This window comes from Mesorhizobium sp. M1329 (assembly GCF_040318035.1).
In the GTDB taxonomy this organism is placed as follows: domain Bacteria; phylum Pseudomonadota; class Alphaproteobacteria; order Rhizobiales; family Rhizobiaceae; genus Mesorhizobium.
Genome location: NZ_JAMYLN010000011.1, coordinates 17,140 through 42,148 on the forward strand (window position 1 = coordinate 17,140; position 25,009 = coordinate 42,148).

Here is a 25,009-nt window from a genome sequence, read left to right on the forward strand (position 1 = left end):
TGCTGCACTGCAGCATATAGGCTCTCTGCCACCCAAGAACAGCGGATGTGTGGAGCAATTACATGAAAATTTTGTCATGTAGACCTCTCTCATCTTTGACGAGAGAGGTGTCCGGCACCGGCTGTAGCGGGCCGGTTTCCGTAAAGCATTCGGGGAAAAATCCTCAGGCGACGAGGTCCGGCACCGGCCCGATATAGCGCGACTGCGGCCGGATCAGCCGTCCACTCGTCTGCTGCTCGCGCGCATGCGCGATCCAGCCGGCGACGCGCCCGGCAGCAAAGACATTGGTGAACGCCTCTGTTGGAAAGCCCGCCGCTTCCAGCAGAAGTGCTGTGAAGAACTCGACATTAGTCTGGAGCGAGCGCGACGGCTTGGCGATGCGAAGCACTTCGAGCGCCGCTTGCTCTACGCTTTCGGCAAACGCCAGCCGGTGGCCGGCTTCGCCCTTGGCGCCGAGTTGCCGCACCACCGCTTTCAGCACGTCGGCACGCGGGTCGCGCACGCGGTAGATGCGATGCCCGAAGCCCATGATGCGCTGGCCGCGCCCGATCTCGTCGCGCAGCCAGCCGGCGGCGTCGCCATGCGCCTCGATCGCATCCAGCATCTCGATTACCGGACCTGGCGCGCCGCCATGCAGCGGCCCCTTGAGCGCTCCGAGCCCGGCCAGCACCGCCGAAGCAAGCCCAGCCTGCGTCGAGGCGACCACGCGCGCGGCGAAGGTCGACGCGTTGAGGCCATGGTCGCAAACCGTCACCAGATAGGTATCGAGCGCCTTCGCCAATTTCGGCGAGGCCGCAATGCCGGTCAGCATCCGCAGAATGTCGGCGGCATGATCGGCCTTGCTGTCAGGCGCAATCGGGCTTTCGCCGCGCTGCAAGCGCAGCAAGGCCGGCGTCAGCACGGCAGGTGCCGCAACCAGCCGCAGCGCGTCCGGCAATTTGTCACCATCCGGCAGCAGGGCAATGCCGGCGCGCATCGCGCTGTAGATATCGAGGGATGCGAGAAACGGCAGCAAGGGTTCGGTCTGCTCGAACACTTCGCTGCGCGCCCGACCGATCGCGATCGCCAGCTCCCTGCCGTCGGGAAGATCGTCGAAAAAGCCGTCGAACAGCAGATGAACCACCTCGGCGTATTTCCAGCGGCCTGCCAGGTCGGGCAACGAATGGCCCCGGATGGTCAGGCGGCCACCAAGACCGTCAACATCGGAGAGCACCGTTTCCGCCGCCACCACATCATCGAGCCCATTCGCCATTGGTTTTCTCCTTGACCCTTTCCGTGCGGTAGATAAGGGTTGGCGACTGGCCCATCAATCTTGATCAATAGAATCAACATGACAAGGCTGACATGACGGAGTGGCTGACGCGGGACGAAGCCCTGGAGCGTCTCAGGGTGCGCGCCCAGACGCTCTATGCCTATGTCAGCCGCGGACGCATCGGCATGCGGCCGGATGGGGCCGATCCACGCCGCAGCCAGTATCGCGCCGACGACATCGCGGCGCTGGCGAGCCGCCGGGCGCGCGGCCGAAACCCGCAGGCAATCGCCGAAAGCGCGATTGCCTGGGGTGAGCCGGCGATCGCCACCACGATCTCGACCGTTTTGCACGGCCGCCTCGTCTATCGCGGCCAGGATGCGGTCACGCTCTCCGAGACTGCCACGCTGGAGCAGACGGCAAACCTGCTTTGGGCGTCTGGCGCACCAGTGTCGTTCGGGTCGGCGAGCCGCCATAGTAACGGCGCGACTAACCGGCCGGCTGCCTTCGCGGAATTGGCCGCGTTGGCGGCCAACGGCCGGCCTTCGCTCGGCCGCCGATCGGCTTCGCTCAACCACGATGCGGCCGGCGCCATCGCCGCTCTGGCTCAGGCGCTCGGCGCGGTTCACGGAAGCGGTGCCGTGCATGAAAGGCTGGCGCGGGGATGGTCGCTCGATGCGGCCGGCGCAGACTTGATCCGCCGCTCACTGGTACTGTTGGCCGATCACGAATTGAACGCATCGACCTTCGCCGCACGGGTCGCCGCGTCCACCGGCGCACCTGTTTCGGCCTGCCTGCTTGCCGGCCTCGCCACCCTCTCCGGTCCGCGCCATGGCGGCGCCGCGGAGGCGGTCATGATGTTGGGCGAGGATGCACAGAGATTGAGGCCGGATGCGGCTGTCGGTCGCTGGCTCGGTCACGACAGGCCACTGCCCGGATTTGGCCATCCGCTTTATCCCGACGGCGATCCGCGTGCGGAACCGTTACTGGCCGCGATAGATGTCGATGATGGGCTGTCACGGCTTTGCGATGCGGCCTTTGCGGCAACGGGCATGCGCCCGAACGTCGATTTCGCCTTGGCTGCGCTCACGCGCAGTCTCCGTTTGCCGTCCGATGCCCCGTTCCGTCTGTTCGCGCTCGGCCGCAGCGTCGGCTGGGCCGCGCATGCCGTGGAGCAGGTGACAAGCAGCGGCCTGATCCGGCCGCGCGCCCGCTACCAGGGACCGCTGCCGGAGCAGCTCTAGCCGCGCTGTGTGCGAAAGTCTCAGCGGCACCCGAGGGAAGGTTCGACGCGGCGCCTCGCCCTGGCAGTCACGACATCGTGTCGAGCTTGCGCTGCATCGCGGCGATCTGCTCCTTCAGCTCCTGAAGGTCGTCGGGTTTTTCCGGTGTTTCTTTCTTGGCCGGTTCGGGTGGTGCTGCTGCCGGCGCAGAGCCCGCGGGCGGGAACGGCGTGAACAGCCGCATGGCGTTCTGGAACATTTCCATGTTGCGCCGCGTCTGCTCCTCCAGCACCTTGATCGGCGTGGCGATCTTCATCATGTCCATCGGCGACTTGCCAAGGGCATCTTTCATTTGCTCGCGAAAGCGTTCCTGCTCCTTCGAGAAGGCCAGCATCGACTGTTCGAGAAAGCTCGGCACGATCATCTGCATCTGATCGCCGTAATAGGCGATGAGCTGACGCAGGAACGGGATCGGCAACATGTTCTGCCCGTCCTTGTTCTCCAGCTCGAAGATGATCTGGGTCAGCACCGGATGCGTGATGTCGTCACCGGTCTTGGCGTCCTGGACAGTAAACTCCTCGCCTTTTTTGACCATTTCAGCGAGATCCTCGAGCGTCACATAGGTGCTGGTGCCCGTATTGTAGAGACGGCGATTGGCATATTTCTTGATAACAATAGTTTCGTCTTTTGCGGCCATCTGCATCCTCCCCGGACACCGGGCAGCTTAAGTAAGCCGCCGGTAACGATTGCGCCTTTTTAAAGGATATGCGCAAAAGCGTCATGAATCCAAGCAGTTTGTGCAGTGCGGGAACATTTTATGTTGCGCAGCACGGACGGGCCGCCGTTGCAGCGACGGGCGGCCTGCTTGCGGCAGTGGGGCGCCATGCCCATTTCGGGTTTGACTCGGGTTGTGGAAAGGGCAAGAAAAGTCCCCGACGGCACCCGAAATCGTTCCCCGAAAGCCTGGAGAAGAACATGTCCGCTTCCAACGCCATCGTTGTCGCCAGTGCAGCGCGCACGCCTGTCGGCTCCTTCAACGGCGCCTTCGCCAACACGCCAGCCCATGAATTGGGTGCGGTCGCCGTCAAGGAAGCGCTGGTCCGTGCCGGCGTCGACGGCAAGGAAGTGGACGAGGTCATTCTCGGCCAGATCCTGACCGCGGCTCAAGGGCAGAACCCAGCGCGGCAGGCGGCTATGGCCGCCGGCGTGCCGCAGGAGGCGACCTCCTGGGGCCTCAACCAGCTCTGCGGCTCCGGCTTGCGCGCCATCGCGCTCGGCATGCAACAGATCGCCCAGGGCGACGCAAGGATCATCGTTGCCGGCGGCCAGGAATCGATGTCGATGGCTCCGCATGCGCAGCATCTGCGCGGTGGCGTCAAGATGGGCGACTTCAAGCTGATCGACACCATGATCAAGGACGGCCTGACCGATGCCTTCTACGGCTATCATATGGGCAACACCGCCGAGAACGTCGCCCGCCAGTTCCAGATCACCCGCGACGACCAGGACCAGTTCGCACTGGCTTCCCAGAACAAGGCCGAGGCTGCGCAGAAAGCCGGAAAATTCAAGGACGAGATCGTTGCCTTCACAGTCAAGGGCAGGAAGGGCGACACGATAGTCGACCAGGATGAATACATCCGCCACGGCGCGACAATCGACGCCATGACCAAGCTCAAGCCGGCCTTCGACAAGGAAGGCACGGTGACAGCAGCCAATGCCTCCGGCATCAACGACGGCGCCGCAGCCGTGGTGCTGATGACCGAAGCGGAAGCCGCAAGGCGCGGCATCACACCTCTGGTGCGTATCGTTTCCTGGGCGACCGCCGGCGTCGACCCGCAGATCATGGGGACGGGACCGATCCCCTCCTCGCGCAAGGCGCTGGCCAAGGCCGGCTGGTCGGTCGGCGATCTCGATCTGGTCGAAGCCAACGAGGCCTTCGCCGCGCAGGCCTGCGCCGTCAACAAGGACATGGGCTGGGACCCGGCCATCGTCAACGTCAATGGCGGCGCCATCGCCATCGGCCATCCGGTCGGCGCCTCGGGCGCCCGCATCTTCAACACGCTGGTCTACGAGATGCGCCGCAGAAGTGCCAAGAAAGGCCTTGCCACGCTGTGCATCGGCGGCGGGATGGGTGTTGCCATGTGCGTGGAAGCATTGTGATGAGATAAGCGATACGAATAGGATGCTGGCGCAAAGCGAGTAGGGAGTAGAGGGCAAACCCCACCGCTTCAACGCTCAGTCATCTGCATTTCCCGGGAGGACACATGACAAAGGTTGCAATCGTCACAGGCGGGTCGCGCGGCATCGGCGCGGCGATATCGGTCGCCTTGAAAAGCGCCGGCTATTCGGTGGCCGCAAACTACGCCGGCAATGAGGAAGCGGCGGCAAAGTTCAAGGCCGCAACCGGCATCCCGGTCTATAAATGGTCCGTCGCCGACTACGAGGCCTGCGCCGCCGGCATCAAACAGATCGAGGCCGATCTCGGTCCCGTCTCGGTGCTGGTCAATAATGCCGGCATCACTCGCGACGCGATGTTCCACAAGATGACGCGCGAGCAATGGAAAGAGGTCCTCGACACCAACCTTTCTGGTGTCTTCAACATGACGCATCCGTTGTGGGGCGGCATGCGCGACCGCAAGTTCGGTCGCATCATCACCATCTCGTCGATCAACGGCCAGAAAGGCCAGGTAGGCCAGGTCAATTATTCGGCCTCGAAGGCCGGCGATATCGGCTTCACCAAGGCACTGGCCCAGGAAGGCGCGCGCGCCGGCATTACCGTCAACGTCATCTGCCCCGGCTATATCGCCACCGAGATGGTCAAGGCGATGGACGAGAAGGTGCTTAACGAGCGCGTCATCCCGCACATCCCGGTCGGCCGTCTCGGCGAGCCGGAGGAAATCGCGCGCTGCGTCGTCTTCCTCGCTTCCGACGATGCCGGTTTCATCACCGGCTCGACCATTTCAGCCAATGGCGGCCAGTACATTAGCTGAGGCTTGGGATGCCGCGGATGCCCCCCGTACCGGCCCGACGGCAGGTACGGGCAGATAACCGGGCTGTCACGCGGCAAGCTTCAGCACTGGGCTGGCTTCAGGCTGGGTTCGGGCAATTGCACCTGCCTCGCACGCGGGTGCCGGCAGACGGGCAAGCGGCGCCCGACTGAGGCCCGATAGCTTCAAGGCGATGCGGCGCTTCAGGAATGGTGTGAAGTTCAGCACCGATAGCATGAGGTTGCGGACGAACCGCTTCACCGGACTGCGGGTAAGCGCCATGCCGGTCATCATGCCAGCCAGGTCAAGCACCTCCTGGGCCGCCGGGCGTCGCAGTGTTTCATAGAGTTCGAGCTCCGCTTCCGGGCGCACGCCGTTCACCACGTCGCCAAGCAACTGACCAAGCACGATCGCGTCGACGATGCCGGTATTCATGCCTTGCCCTCCCGCCGGGCTGTGTACGTGCGCGGCATCGCCCATCAGGAACAACCGGTCCTTGCGGTATGACCCGACCAGGCGGTGATGCACGCGAAAACGCGAGCTCCATTTCAGGTCGAGCACCCGGCCTCGTTTGCCGGTCGGTCCGCGGCTGTCCAGCAGCGCCTGTATGTCTGCGACCGCGGGTTTTTCCGGCGCGTCGTCCATTGTCGCGACGACGCGGTACGATCCGTCTGGGAGCGGCGCCACCACCACCAGCCCGGCTGGCGCAAAGAACAGCGACACCTCGGTTGGCCCAACCGGCCAGTCGAGACGAACGTCGGCGAGAACGAACGACGCCTCGTAGGCCGCGCCGTCGAACTCGACGCTGGCCGAGCTGCGCACCAGGCTGTGCATACCGTCGCCGCCAACGACGTAGCGTGCCGATATGATCTTCTCGCAGCCGTTCTCGACCACCGTCACGCACGCACCGTCAGTGTCCTGAACCACGGCCTTGGCCTCGACCATGCGGTGGATCACGCCGCCCAGGACGGCAATCCGCTCGGCGAACACCTGCTCGGTGAGATTCTGAGGCAGCATCATCAGATAGGGATGCCTCGACGGAAGCCTTCCGAAATCGAGCTTGAGCAGTGCCCTGTTGCGGTCGCGGATGGCGAAATTCTGCAGCTTCAGGGCAAGCTCGCTCAGCCGCTGTGTGACGCCCAGCGGCTCCAGCGCTTCCAGCGTCTGTGCGTGGATGACGCCAGCCCGCGAGGTCTGAAGGCCCTCTCCAAGCCTGTCGATCAGAACATGGTCGACCCCGGCCTGGTGCAGCACGATGGACAGCGCCAAGCCGGTCGGGCCGGCGCCAATAATCAGGATTTCCGTTGTATCGGGCAACATTTTCTCTCTCCATTTGTCAACATATGTTGACTTTTTAGCCGAAGCCATTGCATTTGTCAACGACCGTTGGCATATGCATTTTCATGACCGAGAATCAGTCGAAGAAACCCAGCAAGTCGGATCGCACCCGGGCTCAGATACTTGAGGCCGCGAAGCTCCTGTTCGCCGAACGCGGCTATGACGGCGCCTCGATCCGTGACGTCGCGGCGCATGCTTCGATCGATCCGGCCATGGTGATCCGCTATTTCCGCAGCAAGGACGAGTTGTTTGCCAGGGCGGCGGTCGTCGATCTGAAATTGCCCGCACTACGGGTGATCGACCGGACCGACATCGGTAAGACACTGATCAGGCGATTTCTCGAAATCTGGGAAGATCCGGCCAACGGTACCGGCATGGTAATTCTGCTGCGTTCGGCGACGTCGAACGAATTTGCCGCCGAAAAGTTGCGCGATGTATTTGCCAACCAGGTGAGGCCACTGGTTGCGGCGGTCGCTGATCCCGCCGATGCGGGCCGGCGCGCCGGGCTCATTTCCAGCCAGTTGCTGGGACTGGCGATGTGCCGGTACCTGCTGCGGCTTCCGCCGGTCGTCGCCCTGTCTCAAGACGAAATCATCCAGAACGTTGGCCCCACATTGCAGCGATATGCCGTCGGAGCGGACGTATCCTGAACAAGCCATTCGGCATGGTTGGCCGAGTTCTGAGCCTCACGCACTAAGCGCGTCGACCCGATGGCCATGATGCCGCGTGTGCCGAACCAGTACACAAAGGTTAACGGCCGCTGCGCAGCCTGTGCAAAAACCGCCCAGCAGCCTGTGGATTCTCGGTGGAAAAGCTGTTCACAACACAACATGTTGCGGTGAACAAACCAAGAAACTTCGCCTATCTCTGATTCGTCGCCGATTCGTTCCGGCTTTGAGCGGAACGTTAACGGCGAGAGCTGAAAACACCCTCGAAATGATTAAAGCGCATTAGGAAACATCAATAATTTCATAATGTTGCGCGAAGCAGGTTGGCCGGCCACGATCATTCACCAGCAAAGGTTAACCGTGGTGCTGGCTTGGATGCCGCCTGCATGAATCGGGCCAGTTTCCGTGATTCAGCATGTGGTGAGATTCGCCGGCAGAAAGCCCAGATGTAGCCGTGAACAAAACCTGAATCAGCGCGAGTCAGTGATTCGTCGCTGATTCGTTCCAGACTCGTTCCAACTGTTAATCGGGAACAGATTTTTGGCTTTGAAGCGACCAATCGGCCCGCCCTCGGCACATTCCGCTTTCGCTTCGCGCCCGAAATCCCTATGTGTCGCCTGTCATACGCGGCCAATATGGGCGCGCTCCCGACAATGCGAGGCAGAGAGCCTTATTTCCAGGCCGATGAACATCCATCCGAAACACACTGAACCGCTGATCCTGTCGGGTCGAGACGTGACGGCCGTGCTCGGCCCGACCAACACCGGCAAGACCCATCTCGCCATCGAACGCATGGTGGCGCATGAAAGCGGCGTCATAGGCCTGCCGCTCAGGCTGCTTGCCCGCGAGGTCTATACGCGCGTCTGCGAGAAGGTCGGCGCCCATAAGGTTGCGCTCATCACCGGCGAGGAAAAGATCCAGCCGGCTGGCGCGAAATACTCGGTCTGCACCGTGGAAGCGATGCCGCGCGAGACCGACGCCGCCTTCGTGGCCATCGACGAGGTCCAGCTTGCCGGCGATCTCGAACGCGGCCACATCTTCACCGATCGCATCCTGCATCTGCGCGGCCGCCAGGAGACGCTGCTACTGGGCGCGGCCACCATGCACGGCATCCTGCAGCGCCTGCTGCGAGGCGTGTCGGTGGTGACCCGGCCGCGGCTATCGCATCTTGCCTATGCCGGCTCGAAGAAGCTGACCCGCCTGCCGCGGCGCACCGCGATCGTCGCCTTCTCCGCCGACGAGGTCTATGCCATCGCCGAGCTGATCCGCCGCCAGCAGGGCGGTGCCGCCGTCGTGCTCGGCGCACTCAGCCCGCGCACCCGCAACGCCCAGGTGGCGCTGTTCCAATCGGGCGACGTCGACTACCTCGTCGCGACCGACGCCATCGGCATGGGCCTCAACCTCGACCTCGACCACGTCGCCTTCGCCCAGAACCGTAAATTCGACGGCTACCAGTACCGCAACCTGACGGCGGCCGAGCTCGGCCAGATTGCCGGCCGCGCCGGCCGGCATCTGCGCGACGGCACCTTCGGCGTCACCGGCCAGGTCGATCCGCTGGATGAGGAACTCGTCAAGAAGATCGAGGCACATGATTTCGACCCGGTGAAAGTGTTGCAGTGGCGCACCGCGCATTTCGATTTCGCCAACCTCGATGCGCTGAAGCGCTCGATCGAGACCAACGCCCCGGTCGAAGGCCTGACGCGCGCACTGCCGGCAGTAGACGCGCAGGCGCTCGAACATCTGTCGCGCGACGAGGATGTCCGGGCACTCACCACCGATGCCAGGCGCGTGGCGCTGCTGTGGGAAGCCTGCGCGCTGCCCGACTACAGGAAGATTGCGCCGGCCCAGCACGCCGACTTGATCGCCTCCATCTACATGGACCTTGCCAGGCACGGCCATGTCGACGAGAACTACATGGCCGAGCAGGTGCGCCGTGCCGACACCACCGAAGGCGACATCGACACGCTATCGCACAGGATTGCCCAGATCCGCACATGGACCTTCGTTTCCAACCGGCCCGGCTGGCTGGCCGATCGGGCACACTGGCAGGAAAAGACGCGCGAAATCGAAGACAGATTGTCGGATGCGCTGCATGAGCGGTTGACGAAACGTTTTGTAGACCGCAGGACTTCCGTCCTCATGCGGCGCCTTAGAGAAAACACGATGCCTGAAGCCGAAATCAGCCCAACCGGAACCGTCCTCGTCGAAGGCCATCACGTCGGCGAGTTGCAGGGTTTCCGCTTCACCGCCGACCAGAGCGCCGGCGGCGAGGATGCCAAGGCAGTGCGGGCGGCGGCGCAGAAGGCGCTTGCCGCCGAGTTCGAGGCGCGGGCCGAGCGCTTCGGCGCCTCTGCCAATGGCGACATTGCGCTGGGTTCGGATGGCACGCTGCGCTGGATCGGCGCCCCGATCGGCACGCTGGTTGCCGGCGAAGACGCTTTGAAGCCGCGTCTCGTTCTGCTCGCCGACGAGCAACTCACCGGCCCGGCCCGCGACAAGGTTGCGGCGCGCGCCGAGCGCTTCGTCAATTTCCAGATCGAATCCCTGCTGAAGCCGCTGGTTGATCTCAAGAATGCCGAGCAGATCACCGGCATCGGCCGCGGCATCGCTTTCCAGCTTGTCGAGCATTTCGGCCTCATCAACCGTCGCGACATTGCCGACGAGATGAAGTCGCTCGACCAGGAAGGCCGCGCGGCGCTTCGCCGTCTCGGCGTGCGCTTCGGCGCCTACCATGTCTTCGTGCCGGCGTTGATCAAACCGGCGCCGGCCGGGCTGATAACGCTGCTGTGGGCACTGAGGAACGACGGCAAGGACAAGCCCGGCTTCGGCGATGTCGTTCACGCACTGGCCTCCGGCCGCACCTCGGTGGTCATCGATCCCACATTCGACAAGACCTTCTACAAGCTTGCCGGCTACCGCAATCTTGGCCGGCGTGCCGTACGCGTCGATATTCTCGAACGACTGGCCGACCTGATCCGGCCGGCGACCAACTGGAAGCCGGGCCTCGGCCCTCGCCCCGACGGCGCCTATGACGGCCAATCCTTCATGGTGACGCCGCCGATGATGTCGATCCTCGGCGCCACCGCCGACGACATGGAAGAAATCCTGAAGGGACTCGGCTATCGCGCCGATGCCAAACCGGCAGCCGAGGTCAAGGCGCGGCTCGAAGCACAGGACAGTGCCGCGCGTGACGCTGCCACTGCAAAGCAGGCGGCGGAAGAGGCTGCGCGAGCCGAGCAGGCGAGGATGGCGGAAGCATCTGCCGCGGCAGAGCCGCCGGCGGAGGTTTCCGAGCCAGTGTCGGATGCGACCCCAGTTGCGGAGGCAGCAGCCGAAGCCGCGACCGAAGCGGCGGCAGAGCCTGTCGCGGAAGCTCCAGCCCCAGAAGCTGCGGCAGAAGTCACGCAAGAGGCCCGGCCCGCCGCCGAGGCGACTGCTGAAGCGCCTGCGGAACCAGCGGCTGAGCCAAGGGCGGAACTTGGGGCGGAAACTGAGGCTACGGCACCGGCAGAGCCGCCGGTTTTCGAAACTACGGAAGCATCGCCCCCCGAACCTGCAGCAACGGCGGAAGCCGTCGCCGGCGAAGCTGCTCCAGAAGCCGAGGAGCCAAAACCCATCCTGTTGTGGCGGCAGGCTCGTTTCGACCAGCGCCCACGTCATCGCCAGCATGACAACCGCCCCCGGGACAATCATCGGGACAATCGTGCGCGCAATGGTCAAGCTGCGCCGGGCGGCCGCAGCGATGCGCCGGTAGATGCCGGCGCGCAACCGACGCCGGGCGACGGGCCTGCCCGTCAGGGGCGCCACGACCAGCGCGACGGCGCCGGCAAGCCGCGCTTCGACCGCAGCAAGTTCAAGCCGAGGCCGCAAGGCGAGGCGGCAGAGCGCGCAAGCAAGCCGCAAGGCGAACGCCCCGACCGGCGCGAAAACCGGCCCGACTGGAAGGGTGGCCGACAGGACGGCAAAGGCGGCGCCCAAGGCGCAAAGCCCGCCTTCCAGCCAAAGCCGCGTGAGGAACGCCCGGTCCGCTTCGATCCGGACTCGCCCTTCGCCAAGCTCGCCGCGTTGCGCGACCAGCTGAAGAAGTAAGCTGCTCGTCCGATGGTCACTGATGCCCGCCAGCGCATCGACAAGTGGCTGTTCTTCTCGCGCGCGGTAAAGTCGCGCACGCTGGCAGCCAAGCTGGTCGTCGCCGGACGGGTCCGCATCAATCGCGACAAAGCAGCGCAGGCCTCCGATACGGTCCGGCCGGGCGACGTTTTGACCATCACGCTGGAGCGGCGGATCTTCGTCTGGAAAGTCCTTGGCACCGGCGTACGGCGTGGCCCGGCCGAAGAGGCCCGCCTGCTCTACGAGGACATGTCGCCGCCCCCCGCGCCCAAGGGCGAGGCGCTTCCCGATGCGGTGCCGCCGTTGCGCGAGGCCGGCAGCGGCCGCCCGACGAAGAAAGAACGCCGCCAGACCGACCACCTGCTCGGCGACGATTGAGCAAACTCGAACGTCCGCTTTGCCGGCCCTCTGGAATTCCATTCCGGAAACCGCGGCACCGCTGGCAAGGGCCGCCCTTGCCACCAGCGGACAAAGGCGTTACCTCACCAAAAAAGCCCAACAAAATGGGACGTCCCGGAGCCGACCAATGACCTATGTCGTGACCGACAATTGCATAAAATGCAAATACATGGACTGCATTGAGGTCTGTCCGGTCGACTGCTTCTACGAAGGTGAGAACATGCTCGTCATCCACCCGGACGAGTGCATCGATTGCGGCGTCTGCGAACCGGAATGCCCGGCCGATGCGATCAAGCCCGATACCGAGTCGGGCCTCGACAAATGGCTGCAGATCAACACCGAATATGCCGAGAAATGGCCTAACATCACCGCCAAGAAGGAGCCGCCGGCCGACGCTAAAAACTTCGATGGCGAAACTGGCAAGTTCGAGAAATATTTCTCCCCGGAGCCCGGCGAAGGCGATTGACGAGCCTGCCGGCTGCGGCGGCCTGACGCCGCGTAACAGACGTGATACATTAACTGCCTTGACAGGCGGCGACGGCGCATGGCCTTCGCGCGTGCAGCAAAACCTTGATTCTCCCGACTTTTTGTGTTATATCAAACCAAACATGCCGGTGACACAACGTCGATTTATGGCGCAAACGCCCCAAATCACTGAAAGGTGAATTTCTCAATCCGGACCAGAGCGATCTGGGGCAGGCGGTCGCAATGTTGCGATTTGCCGGTCCTGGCCTTTCCGGTGAGTTCATCGTTGTGTGGCTAAGGACCGGTCACCCCGGTCGCACGAGTTCGGGCCGGCACGATGCCGGTACCACAACAAGGAGTTCAGGGCGTAATGGCAACGATCACCCCGCAGAAGAAGTCCACCGCAGCGCGCCACGGTTTCAAGACCGGCGAGTACATCGTCTATCCGGCGCATGGTGTCGGCCAGATCGTCTCGATCGATGAGCAGGAAGTCGCGGGCCACAAGCTGGAGCTGTTCGTCATCGACTTCCAGAAGGACAAGATGCGCCTCAAGGTGCCGGTCGCCAAGGCGACCTCGATCGGCATGCGCAAGCTGTCGGAAGAGGATTATGTCGAGCGCGCGCTGAAGGTCGTGCAGGGCCGCGCCCGCGTCAAGCGCACCATGTGGTCGCGCCGCGCCCAGGAATATGATGCCAAGATCAACTCCGGCGATCTGATCTCCATCTCGGAAGTGGTGCGCGACCTCTATCGCGCCGACAACCAGCCGGAGCAGTCCTATTCCGAGCGCCAGCTCTACGAGGCGGCGCTTGACCGCATGGCCCGTGAGATCGCGGCCGTCAACCGCATGTCGGAGACCGAAGCGGTGCGCCTCATCGAGGTGAACCTCAATAAGGGTCCGAAGCGCGGCGCCAAGGCCGACAACGAGGAAGCCGAGCAGGAAGAAGCTGCCTGATTTTTTCTCGCCTTCGAATTCAGAAAGACCCGGCCTCGCGCCGGGTTTTTTGTTTTAGCTGACTTTTCTATTTGGCTGACTGGCGATGGCCGTTCTAGCTCTCGCGACCGCCCTCCCTTTCCGCCTCCTGCTTCAGCGTGGCGATAAACCGCTTGGTCCGCTGGCGTTCCGGGTTGCTGAACAGCACCGCGGCCGGGCCTTGTTCGACGATGTTGCCGGCATCGAGGAACACCACTTCCCGCGCGATCTTCGAGGCGAGCCGCAGATCATGCGTCGCCATCACCATGGTCGTGCCCTCGCTGGCGAGCTTGCCGAGCACGTCGACCACCTCCTGCGCCAGTTCCGGATCGAGCGCAGAGGTCGGCTCGTCGCAGAGCAGGACTTTCGGCGAAGGCGCCAGCGCCCGGGCAATCGCCACGCGCTGCTGCTGGCCGCCTGACAGGGTCGCCGGCCAGGCATCGGCCTTGTGCGCCATGCCGACCTTTTCGAGCAGGGCGAGCGCCCGTTGGCGCGCCCTTTCCTTGGGCCATTTCAGCACCGTCACCAGCCCCTCCATGATGTTCTCGATCGCAGTGCGATGCGGAAACAACTGGAAATTCTGGAACACCATGCCGGTCTGCAGCCGCAGCCGCTGAATATCCCTGGTCGAGACCCTGCCGCCAGGGTGGAATTCGAGTGCATCGTCGCCGATCCGCACCGTGCCTGAAGTCGGCAGCTCGAGCAGGTTGATGCAGCGCAAAAGCGTGCTTTTCCCGCCGCCCGATGGCCCGACGAGCGCCGTGACGCTGCCTTCCTCGATGGTGACGGTCACGCCCTTCAGCACGAGATTGTCGCCGAAGCGCTTTTCAATGTTGGTGAGGCCGATCATGCGCGCGCCTCCAGGAAGCCGCCATAACGGTTGAGCCGTTTTTCCAGCCGCGCCTGCAAGGCCGACAGCACGGAGCTCATGACCAGATAGAGGGCCGCTGCCTCGACATAGAGGATCAGCGGCTCATAGGTGGTAGCGACGATGCGCTGCGCTGCCTGGAACATCTCCGGCACGGTGATGGCGGCGGCGAGCGAAGTGTCCTTGACCAGCGAGATGAAGGTGTTGGACAGCGGCGGCACCGCGACGCGCCCCGCCTGTGGAAGAATGGTGCGCCGCATTGCCTGGGCCCAGGTCATGCCGATCGAATAGGCCGCTTCCCACTGGCCCTTGGGCACCGAACCGATGACGGCGCGGATGATTTCCGACGAATATGCACCGATGTTCAAGGTGAAGCCGATCAGTGCTGCCGGAAAGGCGTCGAGCAGGATGCCGGCCGATGGCAGGCCATAGAAGATAAGGAACAGTTGCACGAGAAGCGGCGTGCCGCGGAAGATCCAGACGTAGAAGCGGACCACGGCGACCAGGGGTTTGGGGCCGAACAGCCGGACAAGCGCCACGACCAGGCCGAGGACAAGACCGAACGCAAACGACAGCAGCGTCAACGGCACGGTGAAGATCAGTGCAGCCCACAGCAGCGTAGGCAGGGATTCCAGCATCAATTGCAGCCAGTGCGGCACTAAGCTCCTCCTTGCCAGATTGCCGTCGCTCATATCACGCGAAAGCGGCGGGCCGTCAAAGACAGCTCGCCGCGATACGAACGACGCGGGCCGGCGTTCGGCCCACACGAGAAAGCCGTTTTACTTCGAAACGTCCTGGCCGAAATAGGTGTCGGCGATTTTCTGGTAGGTGCCGTCGGCCTTGATGTCGGCCAGCGCCTTGTTGATGGCGGCCACCAGTTCCGGATCGCCCTTGCGCACGATGACGCCGGAATAGTCGGCGTTTTCCTCCTGCGCGGCAATCTTCACATTGGCGTCTGGCTTGTGCTTCTTGAAATCGAGGAAGGACAGGCTGTCGTTGATGGTGGCGTCGGCGCGGCCGGTGAGAAGCAGTTGGATCGACTGATCGAAGCCGTCGGTGCCGACGAGTTCGGCGCCGTTGGTTTCAGCCAGCTTGCCGAAATTCGAAGTCAGCGACTGCGCCGCCTTCTTGCCCTTGAGATCGGCGAAGCTCTTGATATCGGTGTTGTCGCCACGCACGATCAGCACTGCCTTGGAGGCGATGTAGGGATCCGAAAAGTCATATTTGGCCTTGCGCGCTTCGGTGATGCCGACCTCGTTGATGACGGCATCGTAGCGGTTGGCGTCGAGACCGGCGATCAGCCCGTCCCATTTGCCTTCGAGGAACTGGGCTTTGACGCCGAGGCGCTCGGCGATGGCCCGCGCGATCTCGACGTCGAAGCCAACCAGCGCGCCGGAAGCATCATGATAGGTGAAGGGCGCATAGGTTCCTTCCGTGCCGACCTTGAAGACGCCGGACTGCTTGATCTGGTCGAGATTGGCGCCGGCATGACCGGCGGCGATGGCCAGAACCTGCAGCGTCCCGGCGATAATGAGCGATTTGAGCCATTTCATTTTTCTGTGATCCCGTCCTTGGCCGATGTCCGGCGTCATTGCGAGTGCCGGAAAATGACAGATGCGCGATGCCGGAATAAGAAACTAGATTTCAAAAATCTCGCGCCCTTGAAATCCCATTCTCAACCAGCATCTCCCGACGCCATCCGGCTGAGTCAGGGCCGGTGGCGAATCGCCTGGAACAGCGCAATCGACATGACAGTCCGGGGGAACATTCCCCCGCATGGCACGTTCTTCGCTGTTGTAGGGCGCGGCGCCGCCATTTCAACCATCGGCGCCAACTCACGATTCGATCGCACCGCAACGCCTGAAACAGGAGCGCGGCATGATGGAAGACAGTGCAGGACGGACCATGGTTCGCGCGGCGATGAAAGCCCCTTATCTGGAACGTGACGAAGAGCATCTCCTGGCGCTGCGCTGGAAGGAAAATAATGACCAGCAGGCGCTGCACCGCATCACCGTCGCGCATATGCGGCTGGTCATTTCCATGGCGTCGCGGTTTCGCCACTACGGCCTTCCGCTGGGCGACCTGATCCAGGAAGGCCATGTCGGACTGCTGGAGGCAGCGGCCCGTTTCGAGCCCGAGCGCGAGGTGCGGTTCTCGACCTATGCGACCTGGTGGATCCGGGCCTCGATGCAGGACTATATCCTGCGCAACTGGTCGATCGTGCGCGGCGGCACCAGCTCGGCGCAAAAGGCGCTGTTCTTCAACCTGCGGCGCCTGCGCGCCCGCCTGGCAAACGGCGCCGAGCAGACGTCGAATGCCACGCTCTACCGCGAAGTGTCGGCGGCTCTCGGGGTATCGGAGGCCGATGTGGCGATGATGGATTCCCGCCTTTCGGCACCCGACAGTTCGCTCAATACGCCGCTTGCCGACGACGCGGGCGCAACCGAGCGGATGGAGTTCCTGGTTTCGGATGACCCGCTGCCCGATGAGGTCGTCGGCGACACGATCGATGTCGAACGCCGCTCGGTGTGGCTGAGGACGGCACTCGGCGCGCTCAATGCGCGCGAGCTCAGGATTATCGAGGAGCGCCGGCTGAGCGACGAAGGCGCGACGCTCGAAGCACTCGGCGAAACACTCGGCATCTCCAAGGAACGCGTCCGCCAGATCGAGGCGCGCGCCATGGAAAAACTCAAGGCGGCGCTGGTAAAGCAGAATCCGGAATTTCTCGCAGCCTGAACCGCGTCGGCTGCTATTTGTCGGTGACGATCTTGACCTTGTCGCCGGCCGAAACGGCGGCACCCGGCGACAGCGCGTTGAGCACCCTGAACAGATCCAGCTTGCGGTCGACGCCGACCATCTGTGCGGCCAGCGAGCCCATCGTCTGGCCGGGCTGCACCGTGACGATGCGGATACGCAGCGGCTTCAGCGCTGCCTTCTCGGCAGCACTCAGGATGCGGAACGAGCCGCTGACCGAGCGCGCCACCGTGCTCAGCGAGGTGCTGGCCGACGGTGCAGCGGTCAGCAAGCGGTAGACCTGGCCGCCGGCGCGGATCACCGCAATGTCGAATTGCCAGCCATCGGCGCCGGCATGCGCGGTTGCGGCTTCGTTGCCGTTGATCGTCTCCTGGCGAACGCTGCTCTCGTCGAGGCCAGCGACCCAGCCGCTGCGGATGTAGTCGGTCAGCGAGCGGTCCTTGTCGATCGAAACACCGTCAAAGCGGATTGCCATGTCGCCCGGGCCTGTCGCCGTCACCGCCGCCGCCGAATTGTCGATGATAAAGCCGTTAGGCACCGAGAACGACACGCCGAGGCCAGGATGCAGGAAGGTTTCACCGCGCACATAGCCTTCCTCCGGCGTGTCGCCGTAAAGCAGCCCGTCTACGCCGGCAAGGAATGAATCGCGGTCGCGCGACCCGACACCGGGCGCGCCGAACTGGCGGGCGTGGCGCTGCGCGAGATCGATACGCTGCGGCGTGTTGGGGTGCGTCGCCAGGAAGTCGAGGCTGGCGTCGGTGGCGCCGCTGATCGAGCGGAAATCGGTATAGGCCGACATCGACTGCAGGAAGCGGCCGGCGGCGTAGGGGTCGAAACCGGCTTCGCCGATCGACTTGATGCCGATGGCGTCGGCCTCCAGCTCCTGATTACGCGAGAACTGGGCCAGCCTCAGCTTGCCGCGGATCAGCGCCGCCTTGGCCGTCGGGTTGTCGCCGAGCACGTCCGAAACGACCTTGGTCGCCAACCCCTCTTCCGCTTCCAGCTGCTGGCGCTGCAGGCCGTGGTTAGCCGTAACGTGGCCCATCTCATGCGCAATGACGGCGGCAAGCTCGGCCGAATCGTTGGCCAACGCCAGCAGGCCGCGGGTGATGTAGAGATAGCCGCCCGGCAGCGCGAAGGCATTGACGTTGGGCGAGTTGAGGATGGTGATGCGGTAGGTCTGGGTCGGGTTGGCCGACACCACGGTCAGTCTGCCCACGATCTTGGCCACCATGCGCTCGAGCTTGGGGTCAGAATACTCACCGCCATAGGTGGCAAGGATGCGCGGGTGCTGCGCCTTCGCCAGTTGGGCGAGCTTGCTGTTGGCGGCGACATTGTCGACCGTGATCGGCTTGTCGGAGGGCTGGAAGCCCGATTCCTGCACGTCGGGAGGCGTGAACATCTGGCAGCTTGCCAGCGCCAAGGCAAGACCGGCCAGCGCCAGAAAGCGAGCCAGCGGTTTCACCCTCCGATTGTCGATGCCGGTCGGCAGATCGGCTTCCTTTCAAGTCCTGGGACGTGACCGCGAAAATCGGGCGCGATTTCCGGAAAGCATCACGCGCAAAATCAAGTGCTACGGCGTCCTTCGTGCGTCCGACAGATACGAGGCAGCAAGGGCAAATCACGGTCTAAGCCGGACCAACTCCTGGCGGACCTAGCCACACTACCTCGACCATGGCAAGCAAGCGCCGCTTCGCCTTGCGCCGGTTTGACCATAAATTATGTCCGCTTCCGGGCAACATCTCGTGATCCAGCCGCAAACGGACCCGAGCCGATATAGCGTCGGAATGCCTCCGGTCCAGCCTCGACGAAAAAATCGGCGGCGGCGCCCGTCGCGGCAACCGTGCCACCATCCAGGAAAACCATGTTTTGGCCGATACGGCGCGCATCGTCCGGCTGGTGCGTGACGAACAGCACCGTCATGCGCTGCTCCGAATGGACGTCGGCCACCAGGTCGAGCATGTCGTCGCGCAGTGCCGGTCCCAGCGAAGCGAACGGCTCATCGAGCAACAGCACCGGCCGGTCGCGCACCAGGACCCGGGCGAGTGCGACCCGCTGCCGCTCGCCGCCGGAGAGTTCGCGCGGCAGCCGGCTTTCCTTGCCGGAAAGGCCGACGCGCTTCAGCGCTGCGGAGATTGCGGCGCGGTCAGCCTCGCTCAGCCTGAGCGAAGGCGAACGGCCGAGCCCGACATTCTGCTCGACGGATAGATGGGCAAACAGGTTGTTTTCCTGGAACACCATCGATACCGGCCGCGCTGAAGGCGGCGCAGTGCTGACGTCGGCGCCGCCGATCAGCACGCGGCCCGACCGCGGCGCCTCGAAACCGGCCACCAGATTGAGTAGCGTCGACTTTCCCGACCCGCTCGGCCCCATGATGGCGGTGATTTCCGACGGCGGGAAATCGACATCGAATGTAAGCGGCGTTTCACCATAGCTGAACGAGACCTTGTCGAGCCGCACGGCTGCGCCTTTTTCCACCGAAATGGACCGTTCCGGGCTGATCGGCATCATGATTTCTCCCTCCTTCCCAGCCAGTCCGCGGCCAGCACCAGCGCCAGGCAGACAAGGCCGAGCAGCAGCGCCAGCCCGGCCGCATCCTCGGTGCGGTAACTGCCCATGCGCGCCAGCAGCAGATAGGGCAAGGTCTGCACGGAATCGCTGCCGAACAGCGCAATGACGCCGAGATCGCCGAGCGACAGCGCCATGGCGAAAGCAAAGCCGGTGGCTAGCGGCCGCCGCAGCGACGGCCAGTCGACCAGCCGCAACCGGTTCCAGCCCGAGATACCAAACTGTGCACAGAGCCGTTCGTGGCGTTCGCTTGCCGCGTCATAGGCAGGGCGGATGGCGCGGATGGCGAACGGCATCGCCATCACCGCATTGACCGCAACGACCATGACGGGGGCGATCGCAAAGACATCGCTGACGGTGCGCAAGAGCAGGAACCAGCCGGCGCCGATGACAATGGGCGGCACCACCAGGACGAACCCCGCACCGGTGTCGGCCAGATGTTCGAGCAGTGTCCGCCGGCCTGTCCGCCGGGTGAGCGCCAGCGCCCGGCGCGCCATGACCAGCGACAGCGACAACGCCACAGAGAGCATCGCCGACAGGAGGGAGAGCACGCCACTGGTCGCCGTCGCTTGCCGCACCGCGCTCTCGCCGGCCAGGCGGCCGAGATCGGCGCCAAGCCCGGCTGCCAGCGTCGCCGCCATCGGCCCGGCGACAAACAGCAATGCCAGCCCGATCACCAGCGCGTTCAGCACGGTCTCGGCCGCACCGGCTGAAAAATACCGGCGCGGCGCCACCGGCAGATTGGCGTCGCCGGTCACATTGGCGCCGAGCCGCGTCAGTGCCAGCACGACCACGAAGGTCAGCGCAATTTGCAACAAGGTCAGCGTCACCGCCCGCGCCGGGTCGAAGTCGAAACGCAGCGCCTGGTAGATGGCAACCTCCAGCGTCGTCGCGCTGGGTCCGCCGCCGAGCGTAAGCACGATGGTGAAGGAGGTGATGCACAGCATGAAAACGAGCCCGGCGATGCCCGGCAGGGCCGCACGCAGCGGCGGCCATTCGATCAGCCGAAAGGCCGGCGCAGCGCCCATGCCAAGCTGGCTCGCCAGCCGCCATTGGTTGGCCGGCACGGTCTGCAATGCTTCCAGGAACAGCCGCGTTGCCAGCGGCAGGTTGAAGAAGACATGGGCAACGAGGATGCCCGACAGGCCGTAGATGCCGGGCCAGCTCTGGCCGCCTAGCGCGCCCAGCGTGCCGGCAAAATACCCGGCACGGCCGTAGAGCGCCAGGACACCGAGTGCGGCAACAATGGCCGGCAGCGCCAGCGGCAGAGCGAAAAGCTGCAGGATAAAGCCTCGCCCGAGAAACTGTGGATGCCGCGACAGGGCGCGCGCGACGAACAGCGCCGGTGCAACGGAGAGCAGGGTCGAAAGGACTGCCTGCCAGAGCGTGAAACGGGCGACGCGCAAGAGATAGGAATCGAAAGCGGAGGCGGCGCCGGACGGGTCGCGTGTGGCTTCGACGACCAGCCCGGCGAATGCCCCGCCGATCAGCAGCGCGATGGCGGCGAGCGCGACGACGCCGGCAGTGACGCGGGAGTCAGGACGGCGAGCCTGCATTTCGCGCTACCCAGCTTGACGATGGGTGCGGTTGAGGTCGGGAACGAACACCATATGGAATCCTACTTGCTCATCGCCGCAAGCCACTCATCGACCCAGGCCTTGCGGTTGGCCGCGACTTCCTCCGGGCTGAACAGCAAGGTCTTGGTCGGTTTGACAAGCTTGTCGAACGCCGGGTTGAGCGGCTTGTCGGTCTTGCCGGCCGGGAACATCCAGTTGGTTTCGGGAATGACATCCTGGAATTTCGGTCCGGTCATGAAGGCAATGAACTTTTCCGCCAGCGGGTTCTTCGCGCCCTTGGTGGTGATCCCCGCAACCTCGATCTGCAGATATTCGCCCTCCTCGAAGGACGCCGCCTGGTAGCGCTCGGTGTTTTCGGCGACCATGTGGTAGGCCGGCGAGGTGGTGTAGGACAGCACCATCGGCGCCTCACCCTTGGTGAACAGGCCGTAGGCCTCGCTCCAGCCTGGCGTCACCGTCAGCACCTTCGCCTTGAGCTTGGCCCAGGCTTCGGGCGCCTTGTCGCCATAGACCGACTTGACCCACAACAGCAGGCCAAGGCCCGGCGTCGAGGTGCGCGGATCCTGGATGACGATCTTGTCGCCGGCATCGCCCTCGACCAATTCCCTGAGGCTTTTCGGCGGGCTCTTCAGTTTTTCGGTATCGTAGACGACGGCGAAATAGCCATAGTCGAACGGCACGAAAATATCGTCGCTCCAGGCTCCCGGGACGCTGACGCCCGACACGGCGCCGTGCGGCGAAAACAGGCCGGTTGCCTTGGCGTCCGCCGTCAAATTCGTGTCGAGGCCAAGCACGATATCGGCCTTGGTCGCGGCGCCTTCCAGCTTCACACGGTTGAGCAGCGCGACGCCGTCGGCGACCGAGACGAATTCAACGACGCAGCTGCATTCGGCCTCGAAGGCCTTCTTCACAGCCGGTCCCGGACCCCAATCGGCGGTGAAGCTTTCATAGGTATAGACCGTCAGCTTATCCTGTGCCGATGCCTGCCCCGGCAGGGCGAGCGCGGATGCCGCAAACAGGACAATTGAGACAAGAGAGTGGAAAAAACTGCGCATCGGCGCCTCCTTCGTTCGCGTTGAAAGGAATTGAGGCGTCGGGCTGTCCGAAACGTCTAATCCCTCCGCCGGTACAAACCGGATCAGGTTCAGCGGGTTGGCAGTCTTGCCTCTCAGCCGGTCCGCGAAAATCGCGTCCGGCACCCCGTTAGAGCGTTGCGACACATAGGCCCGGCCGAAGTGCTGCGCAAGCGGAAGTTTGCCGGGCATCCAAAGCCCAGCCTTCCGTTTCGTCTGCCGTTTCATCTTCCGTTTCCGGGGCAGGGCTGGTAAGGGCCACGAGATATGAGCACATTCACCATCCTGCTTGGCGGCGATCTCATCCGCACGCCGCTGCTCGACCGCCAGGTCGAAGGCTCGCGCGTCATCGCTGCGGATGCCGGCATCGGCCATGCCCGCATGCTGGGCCTGAGGCCGGAACTCTGGGTCGGCGATTTCGATTCGGTGCCTGCCGATTTGCCGGAGGATCTGGCGGCCGTGCCACGGCAGGTGTTTCCCGCCGAAAAGGACAAGACCGACGGTGAACTCGCTATCGCCGCCGCACTCGAACGCGGTGCGACCAGCCTTGTGCTCGCAGGCGCCTTCGGCGGCAAACGCACCGATCACATCTTCCTGCATCTGGCGCTGAGCATCCGGCTGGCGGAAGGCGGGACGGAAGTGCTTTTGACCAGCGGCGCACAGGAAGGCATTCCGTTGCTGCCGGGAAAGGCTCGCTTCGACTATGCCGACGGCACACTGTTTTCGGTGCTCGGCTTCTCCGATCTCGCCGGCCTGAGCGTCACCGGTGCCAAATGGCCGCTCGACCATGTCGAGGTCGCGTTCGGCTCGTCGCTGACCATTTCCAACGAGGTCAGGGGCCGGCTGGAAATCGCGCTGGCCAGCGGCCGCGCGCTGCTGCTCGCGCATCCTTTTCCCCTACCTGAAAGCTGACATGGCGCCGCCGCTTCTCAATCTCGACGGGATAAAGCTGACCTTCGGCGGCACGCCGCTGCTCGACGGTGCCGCCCTGACGGCCTCTGCTGGCGACAAGATCGCCCTGGTCGGCCGCAACGGCTCGGGCAAGTCGACGCTCCTCAAGATCGCCGCCGGGCTGATCGAGCCGCAGGACGGCGAAGTCTTCCGCCAGCCTTCGGCGACCGTCCGCTACTTGCCGCAAATTCCCGACATGGAAGGTTTTGCGACCGTCCGCGCCTATGTCTCGGCAGGGCTCGGACCCGCCGACGATCCCTACCGCGCCACCTATCTGATGGAGCATCTCGGCCTGACCGGCGAGGAGCGGCCGAACGACCTCTCCGGCGGCGAGGCGCGGCGCGCCGCCCTCGCCCGCGTCATGGCGCCGGAGCCCGACATTCTCCTCCTCGATGAGCCGACCAATCATCTTGACCTTTCGGTTATCGAATGGCTGGAGGAGGAGCTTGCCCGCACCTCCTCGGCACTGGTCGTCATCTCGCATGACCGTCGTTTTCTCGAGCGCGTGTCGCGCGCCACAATCTGGCTCGACCGCGGCCAGACCCGCCGTCTCGACAAGGGCTTTGCCTTTTTCGAGGAATGGCGCGACACGGTGCTGGAGGAGGAAGAGCGCGAGCAGCACAAGCTCGGTCGCCAGATCGTGCGCGAGGAGCACTGGCTGCGCTATGGCGTGACAGCACGGCGCAAGCGCAACATGCGCCGGCTCGGTGAGTTGCAGACCATGCGCCAGCGCTTTCGTGGTCATCGCGGCGCCGAGGGTGCGGCGACGATGACAGCCAGCGACGCCGCCGAATCCGGCAAGCTGGTGATCGAAGCCAAGAACATCGAGAAGAGCTTTGGCGATCTGACTGTGGTCAAGGGATTCTCGACCCGCATCCAGCGCGGCGATCGCGTCGGCCTGGTCGGGCCGAACGGCGCCGGCAAGACGACGCTGTTGAAGATGCTGACCGGCGAATTGAAGCCGGACGCAGGCACGGTGCGGCTCGGAACCAATCTGGAGATCGCCACGCTCGACCAGAAGCGCGAGGCCGTCGATCCGCAGGAGACACTGGCGCAGTATCTCACCGACGGTCGCGGCGAGAACCTCGTCATCAATGGCGAGCAGCGCCACGTCGTCTCTTACATGAAGGACTTCCTGTTCAAGCCGGAACAGGCGCGCACGCCGGTGCGCGAGCTTTCGGGCGGCGAGCGGGCACGGCTGATCCTCGCCCGCGTCTTGGCGCGGCCGGCAAACCTGCTTGTGCTCGACGAGCCGACCAACGACCTCGACATGGAGACGCTGGAACTGCTGCAGGAATTGGTCGCCGGCTTTGCCGGCACGGTGATCCTGGTCAGCCACGATCGCGATTTCCTCGACCGCACCGTGACCAGCATCATCGCGCCGGATGGCGACGGCCGCTGGATCGAATATGCCGGCGGCTATTCCGACATGCTGGCGCAGCGCGGCGGCACCAGGCTGGATGACCGCAAGGCGCGGCCGAAGGTAGAGACCAGCGAGGCGATGGCTGCAAGCAGGACCAACGCGGCCGCTCCCAAGGGCCCGGCCAAGAAACTGTCGTTCAAGCAGAAATTCGCGCTGGAAACCTTACCCAAAAAGATCGAAGCGGTGTCGGCCTCGATCTCGCGGCTGGAGAACAACATCGCCGATCCGGCCTATTACGAGCGCGACCCGGCCTCGTTCCAGAAGACGATTGCCGCGCTCGACAAGGAGCGCGTCACACTGGCAGCGCTCGAGGAGGAATGGCTGGAACTCGAGATGCTAAGGGAAGAGATGGAGGGATGACAGGTTGCATGCACGCTGATATGCGC

General features: G+C 64.0%; 21 protein-coding genes and 1 riboswitch. Of the genes, 11 read left to right on the forward strand and 10 right to left on the reverse strand.

From position 1 onward, the window contains the following. Positions 1 to 163: 163 nt before the first annotated feature. Positions 164 to 1,252, reverse strand: coding sequence for a citrate synthase/methylcitrate synthase (locus NKH21_RS13330; protein ID WP_352865496.1), 1,089 nt, complete (start codon positions 1,250 to 1,252; stop codon positions 164 to 166). 92 nt (positions 1,253 to 1,344) lie between these two features. Here NKH21_RS13330 and NKH21_RS13335 point away from each other — a divergent pair, with 92 nt between their 5' ends. After that, positions 1,345 to 2,493: a citrate/2-methylcitrate synthase gene (locus NKH21_RS13335; protein ID WP_352865498.1), complete on the forward strand. Its 1,149-nt coding sequence runs from the start codon at positions 1,345 to 1,347 to the stop codon at positions 2,491 to 2,493. Positions 2,494 to 2,560: 67 nt separating this feature from the next. Here NKH21_RS13335 and phaR read toward each other — a convergent pair whose 3' ends face one another. After that, positions 2,561 to 3,169, reverse strand: a complete 609-nt coding sequence (gene phaR / locus NKH21_RS13340; protein ID WP_352666214.1) for a polyhydroxyalkanoate synthesis repressor PhaR — start codon at positions 3,167 to 3,169, stop codon at positions 2,561 to 2,563. A gap of 278 nt (positions 3,170 to 3,447) precedes the next feature. On the opposite strand from phaR, the gene NKH21_RS13345 reads away from it, so the two are divergent. Together NKH21_RS13345 and phbB are read left to right on the forward strand one after the other, a co-directional pair. Continuing rightward, complete coding sequence (locus tag NKH21_RS13345; RefSeq protein WP_352666212.1) at positions 3,448 to 4,632, forward strand: acetyl-CoA C-acetyltransferase; 1,185 nt, start codon at positions 3,448 to 3,450, stop codon at positions 4,630 to 4,632. 104 nt (positions 4,633 to 4,736) lie between these two features. Continuing rightward, on the forward strand, positions 4,737 to 5,462 hold the full coding sequence (gene phbB / locus NKH21_RS13350) for an acetoacetyl-CoA reductase (protein WP_352666211.1): 726 nt from the start codon (positions 4,737 to 4,739) through the stop codon (positions 5,460 to 5,462). Positions 5,463 to 5,528: 66 nt separating this feature from the next. Here the strand turns inward: phbB and NKH21_RS13355 are convergent, their stop codons facing one another. Next, positions 5,529 to 6,779, reverse strand: coding sequence for an FAD-dependent monooxygenase (locus NKH21_RS13355; RefSeq protein WP_352865501.1), 1,251 nt, complete (start codon positions 6,777 to 6,779; stop codon positions 5,529 to 5,531). Between the two features lie 83 nt (positions 6,780 to 6,862). Between NKH21_RS13355 and NKH21_RS13360 the strand changes: the two genes are divergently transcribed. From NKH21_RS13360 to NKH21_RS13380, 5 genes are all read left to right on the forward strand, one after another. Further along, positions 6,863 to 7,447: a TetR/AcrR family transcriptional regulator gene (locus tag NKH21_RS13360; RefSeq protein WP_352666208.1), complete on the forward strand. Its 585-nt coding sequence runs from the start codon at positions 6,863 to 6,865 to the stop codon at positions 7,445 to 7,447. A 702-nt stretch (positions 7,448 to 8,149) separates the two neighbouring features. Beyond that, positions 8,150 to 11,554 carry a helicase-related protein gene (locus NKH21_RS13365; RefSeq protein ID WP_352666207.1) on the forward strand — a complete coding sequence of 1,135 codons (3,405 nt, stop codon included), beginning with the start codon at positions 8,150 to 8,152 and terminating at the stop codon, positions 11,552 to 11,554. A gap of 12 nt (positions 11,555 to 11,566) precedes the next feature. Continuing rightward, positions 11,567 to 11,953 carry an RNA-binding S4 domain-containing protein gene (locus NKH21_RS13370; RefSeq protein WP_023680553.1) on the forward strand — a complete coding sequence of 129 codons (387 nt, stop codon included), beginning with the start codon at positions 11,567 to 11,569 and terminating at the stop codon, positions 11,951 to 11,953. Positions 11,954 to 12,101: 148 nt separating this feature from the next. After that, entirely contained in the window at positions 12,102 to 12,440 is a 339-nt protein-coding gene (fdxA, locus tag NKH21_RS13375) for a ferredoxin FdxA (RefSeq protein WP_292664799.1), read from the forward strand. Positions 12,441 to 12,809: 369 nt separating this feature from the next. Then, the gene (locus NKH21_RS13380; RefSeq protein ID WP_006327799.1) at positions 12,810 to 13,391 is read left to right on the forward strand and encodes a CarD family transcriptional regulator; all 582 of its coding nucleotides are present in this window, start codon (positions 12,810 to 12,812) and stop codon (positions 13,389 to 13,391) included. Positions 13,392 to 13,485: 94 nt separating this feature from the next. On the opposite strand, the gene NKH21_RS13385 is transcribed toward NKH21_RS13380, so the two are convergent. The 3 genes from NKH21_RS13385 to NKH21_RS13395 form a co-directional block, all read right to left on the reverse strand. Beyond that, on the reverse strand, positions 13,486 to 14,259 hold the full coding sequence (locus tag NKH21_RS13385) for an amino acid ABC transporter ATP-binding protein (protein WP_352666205.1): 774 nt from the start codon (positions 14,257 to 14,259) through the stop codon (positions 13,486 to 13,488). Next, positions 14,256 to 14,936 (reverse strand): ABC transporter permease subunit, encoded by a 681-nt coding sequence (locus NKH21_RS13390; RefSeq protein WP_352666203.1) that lies wholly within the window; start codon positions 14,934 to 14,936, stop codon positions 14,256 to 14,258. Before NKH21_RS13390 ends, NKH21_RS13385 begins: the two co-directional genes overlap by 4 nt. 120 nt (positions 14,937 to 15,056) lie before the next feature. After that, positions 15,057 to 15,830, reverse strand: a complete 774-nt coding sequence (locus NKH21_RS13395; RefSeq protein ID WP_352666201.1) for an amino acid ABC transporter substrate-binding protein — start codon at positions 15,828 to 15,830, stop codon at positions 15,057 to 15,059. 325 nt (positions 15,831 to 16,155) lie between these two features. Here NKH21_RS13395 and NKH21_RS13400 point away from each other — a divergent pair, with 325 nt between their 5' ends. Continuing rightward, the gene (locus NKH21_RS13400) at positions 16,156 to 17,013 is read left to right on the forward strand and encodes an RNA polymerase factor sigma-32 (protein WP_352666200.1); all 858 of its coding nucleotides are present in this window, start codon (positions 16,156 to 16,158) and stop codon (positions 17,011 to 17,013) included. A gap of 13 nt (positions 17,014 to 17,026) precedes the next feature. Here NKH21_RS13400 and NKH21_RS13405 read toward each other — a convergent pair whose 3' ends face one another. From NKH21_RS13405 to thiB, 4 genes are all read right to left on the reverse strand, one after another. After that, a complete protein-coding gene (locus NKH21_RS13405) occupies positions 17,027 to 18,496 on the reverse strand; it encodes a M48 family metalloprotease (protein WP_352666198.1) in 1,470 nt (489 codons plus the stop codon). A 254-nt stretch (positions 18,497 to 18,750) separates the two neighbouring features. After that, positions 18,751 to 19,542 carry a thiamine ABC transporter ATP-binding protein gene (gene thiQ, locus NKH21_RS13410; protein WP_352666196.1) on the reverse strand — a complete coding sequence of 264 codons (792 nt, stop codon included), beginning with the start codon at positions 19,540 to 19,542 and terminating at the stop codon, positions 18,751 to 18,753. Continuing rightward, positions 19,539 to 21,155 (reverse strand): thiamine/thiamine pyrophosphate ABC transporter permease, encoded by a 1,617-nt coding sequence (gene thiP, locus NKH21_RS13415; protein ID WP_352865507.1) that lies wholly within the window; start codon positions 21,153 to 21,155, stop codon positions 19,539 to 19,541. The genes thiQ and thiP overlap by 4 nt, the downstream gene beginning before the upstream one ends. Positions 21,156 to 21,217: 62 nt before the next feature. Next, positions 21,218 to 22,231 carry a thiamine ABC transporter substrate binding subunit gene (thiB, locus tag NKH21_RS13420; protein WP_352865509.1) on the reverse strand — a complete coding sequence of 338 codons (1,014 nt, stop codon included), beginning with the start codon at positions 22,229 to 22,231 and terminating at the stop codon, positions 21,218 to 21,220. 43 nt (positions 22,232 to 22,274) lie between these two features. Next, a riboswitch (TPP riboswitch) is annotated at positions 22,275 to 22,389 on the reverse strand. Positions 22,390 to 22,516: 127 nt separating this feature from the next. Between thiB and NKH21_RS13425 the strand changes: the two genes are divergently transcribed. Then, positions 22,517 to 23,161, forward strand: coding sequence for a thiamine diphosphokinase (locus NKH21_RS13425; protein WP_352666190.1), 645 nt, complete (start codon positions 22,517 to 22,519; stop codon positions 23,159 to 23,161). Position 23,162: 1 nt separating this feature from the next. Further along, positions 23,163 to 24,983 (forward strand): ABC-F family ATP-binding cassette domain-containing protein, encoded by a 1,821-nt coding sequence (locus tag NKH21_RS13430; RefSeq protein WP_352666188.1) that lies wholly within the window; start codon positions 23,163 to 23,165, stop codon positions 24,981 to 24,983. The last annotated feature ends 26 nt before the right edge of the window (positions 24,984 to 25,009 follow it).

Bases quoted from the DNA above. Each gene is read 5' to 3' on its own strand.
- NKH21_RS13330 (WP_352865496.1), bottom strand. From the start codon at position 1,252: ATGGCGAATGGGCTCGATGATGTGGTGGCGGCGGAAACGGTGCTCTCC.
- NKH21_RS13335 (WP_352865498.1), top strand. From the start codon at position 1,345: ATGACGGAGTGGCTGACGCGGGACGAAGCCCTGGAGCGTCTCAGGGTG.
- phaR (WP_352666214.1), bottom strand. From the start codon at position 3,169: ATGGCCGCAAAAGACGAAACTATTGTTATCAAGAAATATGCCAATCGC.
- NKH21_RS13345 (WP_352666212.1), top strand. From the start codon at position 3,448: ATGTCCGCTTCCAACGCCATCGTTGTCGCCAGTGCAGCGCGCACGCCT.
- phbB (WP_352666211.1), top strand. From the start codon at position 4,737: ATGACAAAGGTTGCAATCGTCACAGGCGGGTCGCGCGGCATCGGCGCG.
- NKH21_RS13355 (WP_352865501.1), bottom strand. From the start codon at position 6,779: ATGTTGCCCGATACAACGGAAATCCTGATTATTGGCGCCGGCCCGACC.
- NKH21_RS13360 (WP_352666208.1), top strand. From the start codon at position 6,863: ATGACCGAGAATCAGTCGAAGAAACCCAGCAAGTCGGATCGCACCCGG.
- NKH21_RS13365 (WP_352666207.1), top strand. From the start codon at position 8,150: ATGAACATCCATCCGAAACACACTGAACCGCTGATCCTGTCGGGTCGA.
- NKH21_RS13370 (WP_023680553.1), top strand. From the start codon at position 11,567: ATGGTCACTGATGCCCGCCAGCGCATCGACAAGTGGCTGTTCTTCTCG.
- fdxA (WP_292664799.1), top strand. From the start codon at position 12,102: ATGACCTATGTCGTGACCGACAATTGCATAAAATGCAAATACATGGAC.
- NKH21_RS13380 (WP_006327799.1), top strand. From the start codon at position 12,810: ATGGCAACGATCACCCCGCAGAAGAAGTCCACCGCAGCGCGCCACGGT.
- NKH21_RS13385 (WP_352666205.1), bottom strand. From the start codon at position 14,259: ATGATCGGCCTCACCAACATTGAAAAGCGCTTCGGCGACAATCTCGTG.
- NKH21_RS13395 (WP_352666201.1), bottom strand. From the start codon at position 15,830: ATGAAATGGCTCAAATCGCTCATTATCGCCGGGACGCTGCAGGTTCTG.
- NKH21_RS13400 (WP_352666200.1), top strand. From the start codon at position 16,156: ATGATGGAAGACAGTGCAGGACGGACCATGGTTCGCGCGGCGATGAAA.
- thiQ (WP_352666196.1), bottom strand. From the start codon at position 19,542: ATGATGCCGATCAGCCCGGAACGGTCCATTTCGGTGGAAAAAGGCGCA.
- thiP (WP_352865507.1), bottom strand. From the start codon at position 21,155: ATGCAGGCTCGCCGTCCTGACTCCCGCGTCACTGCCGGCGTCGTCGCG.
- thiB (WP_352865509.1), bottom strand. From the start codon at position 22,231: ATGCGCAGTTTTTTCCACTCTCTTGTCTCAATTGTCCTGTTTGCGGCA.
- NKH21_RS13425 (WP_352666190.1), top strand. From the start codon at position 22,517: ATGAGCACATTCACCATCCTGCTTGGCGGCGATCTCATCCGCACGCCG.
- NKH21_RS13430 (WP_352666188.1), top strand. From the start codon at position 23,163: ATGGCGCCGCCGCTTCTCAATCTCGACGGGATAAAGCTGACCTTCGGC.